This window comes from Pseudomonas sp. PSPC3-2, assembly GCF_049897085.1.
In the GTDB taxonomy this organism is placed as follows: domain Bacteria; phylum Pseudomonadota; class Gammaproteobacteria; order Pseudomonadales; family Pseudomonadaceae; genus Aquipseudomonas; species Aquipseudomonas paraveronii.
In genome coordinates this window covers 135,210-147,153 of record NZ_JAFCVO010000009.1, presented here as the reverse complement: position 1 = coordinate 147,153, position 11,944 = coordinate 135,210, and the positions used below count along the sequence as shown (strand labels likewise).

Sequence of the window (11,944 nt, the reverse complement as noted above, 5' to 3'; positions counted from 1 at the left end):
TGATACTAACGCCTGTTTTTAGCGCGCCTGGTTCTACCCGGGCGGTTATTTTTCCGTCCGTCATCGGTCGGTTGTGTCCTGGATGGTTTGCCATCCCTCCTCACTTTCGGAGATTGATATGCGTCTTGCTTCCACTAAAACTGCGGCGGCCCTATGTGGCGGCTTGTTGCTGGCCCTTAGCGTTCCGGCCAGCGCTGCAGTCGACGCTAAATTGCTCGACATGCTCAAGGCCAACGGTCAGATCACCGGTTCGCAGTACACTGAACTGCAAGCTGAACTGGCCAAGGATCAGAAAGAAAAGCAGATCGCACAGCAAGCTCAACAAGAGACCAACGAACAGATCGCGGCCACCGCGAAAAAAACCAACGACCTGAGCGTGTTCGACCAGAAACTCGCCTGGGCCGCCAGGACCCAGTTCAAGGGTGACGTGCGTTTCCGCCAGGAAACCGTGAAGATCCAGGGCGAATCCAACAACGGTGGCCGTGACAAGGACCGTCAGCGCATCCGTGCCCGCCTGGGCGCCTACACCGAGATCAACAACCAAGTCGACACCGGCATTCGTATCTCCACCGGCAGCAGCGACGACGCACGCTCCACCAACCAGGATCAGGACAACTACTTCAACAAGAAGTCGATCTGGCTGGACCTTGGCTACATCGACTACCACCCGGACCAGATCAAGAACCTGCACGTCATCGGCGGCAAGATGCTCCAGCCGTGGGTGAGCATGGGCGACATAATCTGGGATAGCGATATCAACCCGGAAGGTCTGGCACTGACCTACAAATACCCGCTGGGTAGCAGCGCCGAGCTGTTCGGCAGCCTCGGTAACTACAACCTCAAGGACAACGTCGACGGCGACGGCGTGCAATTTCGCAACGACCTGCGCCTGACTTCCGGCCAGTTGGGTACGCGTTTCTCGGTGACCGACAACCTGAAAATGACCCTGGGCGGCAGTATCTACGCCTACCAGAACGACCAGAGCAGCGCCTGTACGAGCAGCACCACGCCTTGCGCACTGGCAGTCAACGGCAACTCGGCGAACGAACAATTCCGTCTGTATGAAGGTTTTGCCCAGGCCGACATCGGTGGCCTGGCCGTGCCACTCGCGTTCTACGGCCAGTACGTGAAGAACAACGATGCGTCCAACGATCAGGACACCGCCTGGTTGCTGGGTGCCAAGTCCAAGGTGTTCGGGTTCAACCTGGACTACAACTACCGCGATACGCAACGTAACGCTGTAGTCGGCGCCTTCACCGATTCGGACTTCGCCAACGGCACCACCGGTTCGCGCGGCCATAAGATGAAGGTCAGCTACGACATCGATAAGAACTTCGCCGTCGGCGCCACGTACTACCTGACCAAGGCTGACTACGCCAGCCGCACGCAGCGTGATGCCAACACCAACACCCTGCAGTTGGATGCTGAAGCCAAGTTCTAAATGTAAGTGCGACACGCCTGGGGCCAGGATGGCCCTGGGTGGCTTTAACAGCCTGGCGTGGGTGAATCGGTCCCCATCATCCGTCCGATTCCCCCGCGCGAGTCTGCCTTTCCCCCGCCGTTACTGATCCTTGCGCCGCTCGGCGGCCAGCCGTTCAGCCAAGGCATCCACACCCTGTACCGGCGCCTGCGGCATGATCCGCAACGTGGCCTGCATCAGGCGCATCTGACGGATAAAACGCCGGCAATTGGGGCAGAACATCAAGTGATGACGCACCAGCAGCCGCTCGCGAAAGGTCAACTGCCCATCGAGAAAGTCACTGGAATGTGCCACTTGCTCTTTACACGTCAACATTCGCCGGTTTCCTCAAAATGCTCCACCGTGGCGAAGACTTTAAGCCGCGCACGATGCAACAGCACCCGTACATTGGAGAGCGAAAGCGTCAGAAGATTACAAATTTCCTCCAGCTCCAGACCCTGACGTTCACGCAGCACCAGGACGCTGCTTTGCAATTCCGACAAATTCAGCAACGTATGCTCCAGGCATTTGCGCAGCTCATCCTCAGTGAGCAGGGCTTCCGGGGTGTCCTGATGCCAGGCAAAGGGGGCGACAGCCCAGTGGCCATCATCCGGCATGAAACGCTCATCCCCGATCGTACCGTGGGGCGAGGGCAAATCATCGAGCAATACTTCGCGACGATTCTGCTTGTAGCGGCCCTTGGCGGCATTGGCGGTGATGGTCAGCAGCCAGGTCTTGAGGCTGGAGCGCCCTTCGAACTTGGCCAGGTTGCGCACCACTGAGAGCCAGGCGTCCTGCACCACTTCGTCGGCATGGCGCTGGCCGACAATCGCATAAGCCACCGCGCGCATTGCGCTTTGGTATTGCGTGACCAATTCCTTGTAGGCCCGCTGCTCGCCCTTGAGCAAGCGTTCAAGCAGGTGCGCGTCGTCCGCTGCTGCCATTCGAGACCTCGGTTTCCAAGTGAGAACGCGATCTGTGTGGGGGCTGGCTTGCCAGCTCCCACATTTGACCGCGGCGAGCCGCAGAATCAGCGTTTGCGCAGGATCACGCTGCCGATCGAGTAGCCCGCGCCGAACGAGCTAAGTACCGCCACGGCGCCTTTGGGCAAGTCGTCCTGGTAAGTATGGAACGCAATCACCGACCCCGCCGAGCTGGTGTTGGCGTAGGTGTCGAGAATCACCGGCGCTTCTACCAGCGTGGCTTCACGCCCCAGCAGCTTCTTCACGATCAGGTGGTTCATGCTCAGGTTGGCCTGGTGCAGCCAGAAGCGCTTCACGTCGTCGACGTTCAACTGGTTTTGCGCCAGGTGCGCGCCGATCAACTCTGCGACCATCGGGCAGACGTCGCGGAAGACTTTGCGGCCTTCCTGCACGAACAGTTTGTCGGGCGCACCGATGCCCTCTTCCGCCGCGCGGTTGAGGAAGCCGAAGTTGTTGCGGATGGTATTCGAGAACTTGGTCAGCAGCTTGGTGCTCACCACGTCGAACTGGTGCTCGGAGGTTGCCAGGTCGGCGCGTTCGAGGATCACCGCAGTGGCCGCGTCACCGAAAATGAAGTGGCTGTCGCGGTCGCGGAAGTTCAAGTGGCCAGTGCAGACTTCCGGGTTGACCATCAGGATTGCCCGCGCCTGACCCAGCTTGATGCTGTTGGCGGCGTTCTGGATGCCGAAGGTTGCCGAGGAACACGCCACGTTCATGTCGAAACCGAAACCTGCGATGCCGAGGGCTTCCTGGACTTCGATGGCGATGGCCGGGTAGGCACGTTGCAGGTTGGAGCAGGCGACGATCACCCCGTCGATGTCGGCGGCGGTCTTGCCGGCGCGCTGCAGGGCCTGTTCGGCGGCGCCGACGGCCATCTGGCAGAGCACCGACCACTCGTCGTTGCTGCGCTCGGGCAGGCGCGGAGTCATGCGCTGCGGGTCAAGAATGCCGTCCTTGTCCATCACAAATCGGCTCTTGATGCCCGACGCCTTCTCGATGAAGGCCGCGCTGGACTCGGTCAGCGCCTGCACGTCACCGCGTTCGATGGCAGCGGCGTTCTTCGTGTTGAACTGCTGCACGTAGGTATTGAAAGACTGCACCAGCTCTTCGTTGGAGATGCTGTTGGCCGGGGTGTACAGGCCAGTGCCGCTGATGACGACGTTATGCACGGTCGTTCCTCTAAATCTGTCAGGCAGAAGATATTGGTACCGTCGTACCAAACTGTAGGTCGTTTGAGGCCATCCAGCGGGCTTCAAACTGGCAACGCTTTATTCCATCGCGCCGCGGCTGCACACCAGCCCATCACGACGATCCCGGCATTTATAACCGCGAAGTTTGCCACAACCCTGGGGATTTGGCGCCATATCCCGGATAAGCGCCATTGCCCATTAGTGTGATCAAGCCTCCACCAGGCTCCATTGCTTGCTCAGGCGCTTGTCCGAAATCGGTACCTTGGTGCCCAACTGCTGGGCAAACAACGACACCCGATATTCCTCCAACCACCAGCGGTAGAGCGTTAGCTGGGGGTCGCGCTTGCCTTCCTGGGCGTGCTTGTTCAAGCGGTTCTGGTACTGCGCCCACAGGCCGCCCAGCTCGCCGCTCCACACCCGGTCTTTTTGCACCTGGCTGGGCAGTTTTTCCAGGCGCAGCTCGATGGCCTTGAGCAAACGCGGCAATTCTTTTAACCACAGCGCCGGGGTTTCCCGCACAAAACCGGGATAGACCAGATTGCTCAGTTGCTGCTTGATATCGTTCAAGGCCACCGCCTGCGCCAGGTCGATCTTGCCTTTGAAGCGCTTTTGCAGGCCGTGCCAGAGTTTCAGCACGTCCAGCGTCAAGCGCGCCAGGCGCTCGGCATGTTCGGTCCAACTGCCACGCTTGCGCTCGGCCAACGCCGCCAACCCGGCACCGTCACGCGGCAGGTTGGCTTCGCCGTCCAGCACGCAGGTGTCGAGGCTGGCCAGCAGGATGTCTTCCACCAGCGCGTCGATGCGCCCCAGCTCGCGGTACATCAGGCCCAGTTCGGTCAGGCCGGGCAATTTGCCACGCAGGAATTTTGCCGGCTCAGCCAATTGCTGCATCAACAGGCGCTGCAAGGCGCGCCGGTGCTGGAATTCGGCCTCGGCGGCGGTGGAGAAACGCCCTTCCTTGACCGTGGCGTTTTCTTCCACCAGCGCCGGATACACCGTCATCGACAACCCGGCGATCTTTTGCTGGGTCTTCTCGGCTACCGCCGCAAACCCCTTGGCCTCCACCGGCTGTTGGCTTTTCGCGGTTTGCGGCACGGCCAGCGCGGCCTGGCTCGCCTCGGCAAAGCGCGCGGTCAGCTCGGCCAGGTCGCGGCCTTCGCCGAGAAACTTGCCCTGGCCGTCGACCACTTCCAGGTTCATCTTCAGGTGGCTTTCCACCTGCTGCGCGGCCTCGGCCCAGGCTTCATCGCTGACGCGTGCGCCGGTCATGCGCAGCAACTCGCGCCCCAGCGCCTGGGGCAGCGAACCCTGGGCGAATTCGATACGTTGCAGGGCAGCCCTGACGAAGTCCGGCACCGGCACGAAATTCTTGCGCAGGGCCTTAGGCAGGTTACGCACCAGGGCGATGCACTTGGCTTCGATCACCCCCGGCACCAACCACTCCAGGCGCTCGGCGGGCAAGGCCGGCAACAGCGGCGCCGGCACGCGCAGGGTCACGCCGTCACGCGGATGGTTGGGTTCGAAGTGGTAACTCAAGGCCAGCGCCAGGTCGCCCAGGTGCAGGGTGTCCGGGTAATGCGCAGCGGTGACTTCGCTGGCGTCGCGGGCCAGTACGTCTTCCTCGCGCATGATCAGCAATTGCGGGTCTTTCTGGCTGTTGACCTTGTACCAACTGTCGAACGTCGCGGTCTGGTGGATCTCCGCCGGCAAGCGCGCATCGTAGAACGCATACAGCGTCTCTTCGTCGGCAAGAATGTCACGACGACGCGCCTTGGCTTCCAGTTCGTCGAGCTGCTCCAGCAGTTGCTGGTTGGCCGTCAGGCACTGGGCCCGCGACTGGATCTCGCCGCGCACCAGGCCTTCGCGGATAAACAGCTCACGCGACACCACCGGGTCGATCGGTCCGTAATGCACCGGACGCCGCCCGACCACAATCAGCCCGAACAGGGTGATCTGCTCGAACGCCACCACTTGGCCGCGCTTCTTCTCCCAGTGGGGTTCGAAGTGGTTTTTCTTGATCAGGTGCCCGGCCAGCGGCTCGATCCAGTCGGCATCGATCTTCGCCACCATGCGCGCATACAGCTTGGTGGTCTCCACCAGTTCCGCGGCCATCAGCCATTGCGGACGTTTCTTGCCGATGCCCGACGACGGGTGAATCCAGAAGCGCCGCTGACGCGCGCCGAGGTAATCGCCGTCTTCGGTTTTCTGCCCGATCTGGCTGAGCAGGCCGGACAGCACGGCCTTGTGCAATTTGGCGAAGTCCGCCGGTTCCTTGTTGAGGCTCAACTGCATGTCGCGGCAGATCAGACTCAACTGGCGATGGGAATCGCGCCACTCGCGCAGGCGCAGGTAGTTGAGGAAGTTCTTGCGACACCAGTTACGCAGCGGGCTGGCGGTCAATGCCTGGCGCTGCTCTTCAAAGCCGCGCCACAGATTGACCAGGCCGGCGAAGTCCGAATCGACGTCCTTCCATTGCGCGTGGGCCTGGTCGGCGGCTTGTTGACGCTCCGGCGGGCGCTCGCGCGGGTCCTGGATCGACATGGCACTGGCCACGATCAGCACTTCCTGCAAGCTGCCCAACTTGGCGGCTTCGAGCAGCATGCGGCCCATGCGCGGGTCCACCGGCAGGCGCGCCAACTGGCGGCCCAGCGGGGTCAGCTGGCTGTTGCGGTCAACCGCCGACAGCTCTTGCAGCAGGTTGAAACCGTCGCTGATGGCCTTGCCATCCGGCGGTTCGATAAACGGGAAATCGGTGATTTCACCCAGGCGCAGGTGCAGCATCTGCAGGATCACGGCAGCCAGGTTGGTGCGCAGGATCTCCGGGTCGGTAAATTCCGGGCGACCGATAAAGTCTTCTTCGCTGTACAGGCGGATGCAAATCCCCGGCTCGACCCGGCCGCACCGGCCTTTACGCTGGTTGGCGCTGGCCTGGGAGATCGCCTCGATGGGCAGACGCTGCACCTTGGCGCGGTAGCTGTAGCGGCTGATGCGCGCGGTGCCGCTGTCGATCACATAGCGAATGCCCGGTACGGTCAGCGAGGTTTCCGCGACGTTGGTCGCCAGCACCACGCGCCGGCCGGGGTGGGACTGGAAAATGCGCTGCTGTTCGGCCGGTGAGAGGCGCGCGTACAGCGGCAAAATCTCGGTGTGCTTGAGCTGGGCCTTGCGCAGCATGTCGGCGGCGTCGCGAATCTCGCGCTCGCCCGGCAGGAACACCAGCACGTCGCCAGGGCTGCGCCGTTCGCTGCGCTCATAGGCGGCGATTTCATCGAGGGTGGCGAGGATCGCCTGGTCGACGGTCAAGTCGTCTTCGACACGGTTGCCCTCTTCGTCCTGTTCCAGGGTCAGCGGGCGGTACCAAGTGTCCACCGGGAAGGTGCGGCCCGACACTTCGACAATCGGCGCATCGTCGAAATGCTTGGAAAAGCGCTCCAGGTCGATGGTCGCCGAGGTGATGATGACTTTCAGGTCCGGGCGACGCGGCAGCAGGGTTTTCAGGTAGCCAAGCAGGAAGTCGATGTTCAGGCTGCGTTCGTGGGCTTCGTCGACGATGATCGTGTCGTAGCGTTCGAGGTAGCGGTCGTTCTGGGTTTCCGCCAGCAGGATGCCGTCGGTCATCAGCTTGATCAGGGTGTTGGAATCGCTCTGGTCTTCGAAGCGCACCTGGTAACCGACCAGCGCACCGAGCGGCGTGGCCAACTCTTCGGCGACCCGACTGGCGACGCTGCGCGCCGCGATCCGGCGCGGCTGGGTATGACCGATCAGGCCGTATTGGCCGCGACCGATTTCCAGGCAGATTTTCGGCAGTTGGGTGGTCTTACCCGAGCCGGTCTCGCCGGCAATGATCAGCACCTGATGCTTGAGCAGCGCCGCCTTGATTTCGTCACGCTTGGCGGCGATCGGCAGGCTGTCGTCATAGCGGATCAGCGGCAGGCTGGCGCGCCGCGCCGTAACCTGGGCGCAGGACGCCTGCATGCGCGTCACCCACTGCGCCAGCTTCTCCTCATCGGGCTTCTTGCGCAGCTCGAGCAACTGCCGCCGCAAACGGGGGCGGTCGGCGAGCATGGCGTGATCGAGATTTTTCAGCAGTTGGTCGATAGCAGGCGCTTGGTCAGTCATCAGGTGCGTTTTGGTCGTCTATTTATGCAGGGGGCGGATTGTCGCAGAAAACCGCCGGCACGCGCGCCCCTCATTCGTTATCGCGCTCCTTGCGCCGATACGGAAACACATCGATCACCTTTCCGGCACGAATCGCGTCCTGCAGGCCCTTCCAATAGTCGGCGTTGTACAACTCGCCGTGCAGCTTATCGAACAACTTGCGCTGGCCGGCGTCGGCGAACAGGAACGGTGGGAACTCTTCGGGGAACACATCCAGCGGGCCGATGGAGTACCAGGGCTCCGACGCCATTTCATCCTCTGGCGTGCGGGGTGCGGGGATGTGGCGGAAGTTGGCTTCGGTGAGGTAGCAGATCTCGTCGTAGTCGTAGAACACCACGCGGCCGTGGCGGGTGACGCCGAAGTTCTTCAACAGCATGTCGCCGGGAAAAATGTTCGCCGCCGCCAGTTGCTTGATCGCCAGGCCATAGTCTTCCAAGGCTTCGCGTTCCTGGGCGGGGTTGGCGTTCTCAAGGTAGAGGTTGAGCGGGGTCATGCGCCGTTCGGTCCAGCAGTGGCGGATCAGCACGCTGTCGCCTTCGACTTGAACCGTGCCGGCCGCCACTTCGAGCAATTCGGCCAGGCACTCGGGTTCGAACTTGCTCAACGGAAAGCGAAAATCAGCGAACTCCTGGGTATCGGCCATGCGCCCGACGCGGTCGACACTTTTGACCAGGCGGTACTTCTCGATCACGGTGGCGCGGCTGACGTTTTTCGACGGCGAGAAGCGGTCCTTGATGATCTTGAACACCGTGTTGAAGCCCGGCAACGTAAACACGCTCATGACCATGCCGCGTATACCGGGAGCCATGATGAACTGATCGTCGGTGGTGGCCAGGTGGTTGATCAGGGCGCGATAGAATTCCGACTTGCCGTGCTTGTAGAAGCCGATCGAGGTGTACAGCTCGGCAATGTGCTTGCCCGGCAGGATGCGCTTGAGGAAGCCGATGAACTCCGCCGGCACCGGCACGTCGACCATGAAGTAGGAGCGGGTGAAGGAAAAAATGATCGACACATCGGCTTCGTCGGTAATCAGCGCGTCGATCTGGATACCCTGCCCTTCGCGGTGCAGCAACGGGATTACCAGCGGCCACTGCTCGTCGCGGGTGTAGATGCGTCCGACAACGTAGGCGCCCTTGTTGCGGTAGAGCACCGAGGAAAACAGCTCGACCTTCAGCTCAGGGTCCTTGCACACCCAGTCCGGCAGGTTCTCGCGCAATTGCACTTCGAGGCGGCACAGGTCGGCCGGCAAATCCGCGTAGGGCTCGCTGAAGCTGTAATCCGCGAAAATCTGCGCCAGCATGTCGGAGAGCTTCCCGACAGGCGTGTAGATCCGCGTTTGCGCCGCCCTCGCCCGGCGCAGGCTCGGCCGGGTGGTATGGACAAACATGCAGCCGTCGGTGATCAGGTCATGGCTGAACAGGCTGCAGAAGATCGAGTTGTACCAGGTCTCGGACAGCTCATCGTCAAAGCGCAGGTCGATCAGGCCGATGTAGGCGCTTTTGACCAAGGGCCAGGCATCAATGGCCTGCAGCGTAGCGTCATCGAAACTCGCCTGCAGGCGGTTCGTCACTTCGCTGACTTTCTCCTCATACAGGTTGATACGCGCCGCCGAGGCTGCCTGGCCCTGCTGCCACTGGGCCTTTTCGAAACGTTCACGGGCGCCATCGGTGATCTGGCGGAAGTGCTCGCGGTAATCGTCGAAGCCATCGAGGATCATCTGGGCGATAGCGAGGGCGGGTGTGCGCTGCGACATGCGGGAAACCTCGAACGGGCATCTGGAAGCCCAGAGCTTAGCCAGTCAAGGGAGCCAGGAGAAGCAGTCATTTAGCATGCTTGTTTGTGGACTTTCGTTCATTTCGCAGATTTATGCGCGTTATTGAAAACACTCACCGCGGCCAATGCGCATATCGGCCAGCACCGCGCGGTGATGCGGGTTGTCCTGTAATCAGTGATTGTGTCGAGCCAGTCGCTGGGCAACACTCGCCGCCTTCTTGATGTAGGAGTTTTCTGTGAGACCTGTCGACACCCTGTACCTGCTGGGGCTGGCCGCGATCTGGGGCGCGAGTTTCCTGTTCATGCGCATTATCGCGCCGGAAATCGGCACGCTGCCGACCGCGTTTTTTCGCGTGTCGATTGCCGCCGCCGGCTTGCTGGTGATGCTGGCGGTGATGCGCGTGAACTGGGACTTTCAGGGCAAGTTCAAGACCATCCTGCTGCTGGGCGTGATCAACTCCGGCATACCCGCGACCCTGTACTCCGTGGCCGCCCAGGTGTTGCCGGCGGGTTACTCGGCGATCTTCAATGCCACCACGCCGTTAATGGGCGTGCTGATTGGCGGATTGTTTTTCAGTGAACGCCTCACGCCATCGAAAGTCGGCGGGGTGTGCCTGGGCCTGTTTGGCGTGGGCGTACTGACCCGCGCCGGGCCAGTGGCATTTGACCTGGAATTGTTGATGGGCGCGTTGGCCTGCCTGTTGGCCACCACTTGCTATGGCTTCGCCGGTTTTCTCGCGCGGCGCTGGCTGGATCAGCGCGGCGGGCTCGACAGTCGGCTCGCGGCCCTGGGCAGCATGCTCGGCGCGACCTTGTTCCTGCTGCCGCTGTTTGCCTACAGCGCCATCCGCCATCCGCCGGCAAGCTGGGGCGGCTGGCACGTGTGGTTGTCGCTGCTGGGGTTGGGGCTGATGTGTACGGCGTTTGCCTACGTCCTGTACTTTCGCCTGCTGACGGCGATTGGCCCGGTGAAGTCGATGACCACCACCTTCCTGATTCCGCCGTTCGGGGTACTGTGGGGAGCGTTGCTGTTGGATGAGCCATTGTCGATGGCGCATCTGTATGGCGGGGTGTTGATTGCGGGGGCGTTATGGTTGGTGTTGCGGCCGGGGACATTGGCCAAAGCGCTGTAGGGGCGCCTTGCCCCTACAGCGTGTTCAGACGTCAGCTTTTACGGAATACAAACACCAGACCCATGATGATCAACCCCATCCCCAGCAGGCTCAATAACGCGAGCCGGTTGCCGAAGATCAGGTAATCCATCACCGCTGTCACCGCAGGCACCAAGTAGAACAGGCTGGTGACATTGACCAAATTGCCCCGGGCGATCAGGCGGTACAGCAACAGCGTCGCCAGCAGCGACACCACCAGGCCCATCCACAGCACCGGCAGGTAAAAGCTGGCGTTGTGCTCAAAGTGGAACGGCTGGAACGGCACAAACACCGAGCACAGCAGCAGCCCTGCCAGGTACTGCACGGGTAGCGTGCCCAACGGGTTGTCGGTGATGCGCTTCTGCATGATTGAGCCGAAGGTCATGCTTGCCAGGGCCAACAAACCGAAGAGCATCCCGGCCAGGGACATCCCCGACAGCCCGATGCCTTGGTAGACCACCATGATCAGCCCCACCAACCCCAACCCCAGGCCGAACATCCGGCGCCAGGAGCGTTGGCGCTCCATCAGCACCACGGTGAGAATCGGCTGCACCCCCATGATGGTTGCCATCACCCCTGGGGTGACTTTGAGGTCCAGGGCCAGCAGATAGAAAATCTGGTACGCCCCCAACAACACCAGCCCCGTGGTCGCCGCATACAGCAGCGGCTTGCCGGGTTGCGGCAGTTTGAGCTTGAGGATCGGTACCAAAATCACCAACCCCGCAAGGGCGATGGCAAAACGGATCAGCAAAAAGGCGAAGGGCGACGCATGGGCCAGGCCCAACTTGGAGAAAATCGCCCCGCTGCTCCACAGCAATACAAACAGGCTCGTCGAAGCCGCCGCGGCCACGGATTGTTTCGAAATAACAGACATGGTTACCACCTGTAATCAGGCAAAAAGCCGATTCAGCAAAAGCTAAAGCGCGTGGGTTTAGCTCAGTAGGTTTTTTTCAGGCGGGCATACGGGAACAGCAATCAGCTGATCAGCCCGAAATGCCAACACCCGGCGGTGATACGACTGCGTACACCGGCGTGCTACTGACAGGTGGAGGGGGGTAGTGACTGATCTGCGCAGGCTGCTGATTCCCGCACGGCACGACCACAGCGCTGGACGCTGAATCGACTACCGCTATGCACAGGAATGCAGGCATGGGCTGATCTTTTGAGGAGATGAAAGCGCGACGACTATAACCAGCCGCCGACATATTTTGCAATCGCTCCAGCAGAACC

Annotated in this window: 8 protein-coding genes; 2 read left to right on the top strand and 6 right to left on the bottom strand. The window is 61.3% G+C overall.

Annotated elements, in window-relative coordinates; genetic code table 11:
• Positions 1 to 118: 118 nt before the first annotated feature.
• A complete protein-coding gene (locus tag ACP7CJ_RS16690) occupies positions 119 to 1,441 on the top strand; it encodes a putative porin (RefSeq protein ID WP_276194282.1) in 1,323 nt (440 codons plus the stop codon).
• A gap of 120 nt (positions 1,442 to 1,561) precedes the next feature.
• Here the strand turns inward: ACP7CJ_RS16690 and ACP7CJ_RS16685 are convergent, their stop codons facing one another.
• From ACP7CJ_RS16685 to aceK, 5 genes are all read right to left on the bottom strand, one after another.
• A complete protein-coding gene (locus ACP7CJ_RS16685; protein WP_276194284.1) occupies positions 1,562 to 1,795 on the bottom strand; it encodes an anti-sigma factor family protein in 234 nt (77 codons plus the stop codon).
• Positions 1,789 to 2,403, bottom strand: coding sequence for an RNA polymerase sigma factor (locus ACP7CJ_RS16680; protein ID WP_247403507.1), 615 nt, complete (start codon positions 2,401 to 2,403; stop codon positions 1,789 to 1,791). Before ACP7CJ_RS16680 ends, ACP7CJ_RS16685 begins: the two co-directional genes overlap by 7 nt.
• An 86-nt stretch (positions 2,404 to 2,489) precedes the next feature.
• Entirely contained in the window at positions 2,490 to 3,611 is a 1,122-nt protein-coding gene (locus ACP7CJ_RS16675) for a beta-ketoacyl-ACP synthase III (RefSeq protein ID WP_276194285.1), read from the bottom strand.
• A gap of 228 nt (positions 3,612 to 3,839) precedes the next feature.
• Positions 3,840 to 7,751, bottom strand: coding sequence for an ATP-dependent RNA helicase HrpA (gene hrpA, locus ACP7CJ_RS16670; protein ID WP_426100069.1), 3,912 nt, complete (start codon positions 7,749 to 7,751; stop codon positions 3,840 to 3,842).
• A gap of 70 nt (positions 7,752 to 7,821) precedes the next feature.
• On the bottom strand, positions 7,822 to 9,543 hold the full coding sequence (gene aceK / locus ACP7CJ_RS16665; protein WP_426100070.1) for a bifunctional isocitrate dehydrogenase kinase/phosphatase: 1,722 nt from the start codon (positions 9,541 to 9,543) through the stop codon (positions 7,822 to 7,824).
• Positions 9,544 to 9,799: 256 nt separating this feature from the next.
• Between aceK and ACP7CJ_RS16660 the strand changes: the two genes are divergently transcribed.
• Positions 9,800 to 10,696 carry a DMT family transporter gene (locus tag ACP7CJ_RS16660; protein WP_247401669.1) on the top strand — a complete coding sequence of 299 codons (897 nt, stop codon included), beginning with the start codon at positions 9,800 to 9,802 and terminating at the stop codon, positions 10,694 to 10,696.
• A gap of 31 nt (positions 10,697 to 10,727) precedes the next feature.
• Here the strand turns inward: ACP7CJ_RS16660 and ACP7CJ_RS16655 are convergent, their stop codons facing one another.
• Positions 10,728 to 11,588 carry a DMT family transporter gene (locus tag ACP7CJ_RS16655; RefSeq protein WP_276194288.1) on the bottom strand — a complete coding sequence of 287 codons (861 nt, stop codon included), beginning with the start codon at positions 11,586 to 11,588 and terminating at the stop codon, positions 10,728 to 10,730.
• Positions 11,589 to 11,944 lie beyond the last annotated feature (356 nt).

What these genes read in the sequence shown, in the direction of transcription:
- ACP7CJ_RS16690 (WP_276194282.1), top strand. Translation starts at nt 119, where the DNA reads ATGCGTCTTGCTTCCACTAAAACTGCGGCGGCCCTATGTGGCGGCTTG.
- ACP7CJ_RS16685 (WP_276194284.1), bottom strand. Translation starts at nt 1,795, where the DNA reads ATGTTGACGTGTAAAGAGCAAGTGGCACATTCCAGTGACTTTCTCGAT.
- ACP7CJ_RS16680 (WP_247403507.1), bottom strand. Translation starts at nt 2,403, where the DNA reads ATGGCAGCAGCGGACGACGCGCACCTGCTTGAACGCTTGCTCAAGGGC.
- hrpA (WP_426100069.1), bottom strand. Translation starts at nt 7,751, where the DNA reads ATGACTGACCAAGCGCCTGCTATCGACCAACTGCTGAAAAATCTCGAT.
- aceK (WP_426100070.1), bottom strand. Translation starts at nt 9,543, where the DNA reads ATGTCGCAGCGCACACCCGCCCTCGCTATCGCCCAGATGATCCTCGAT.
- ACP7CJ_RS16655 (WP_276194288.1), bottom strand. Translation starts at nt 11,588, where the DNA reads ATGTCTGTTATTTCGAAACAATCCGTGGCCGCGGCGGCTTCGACGAGC.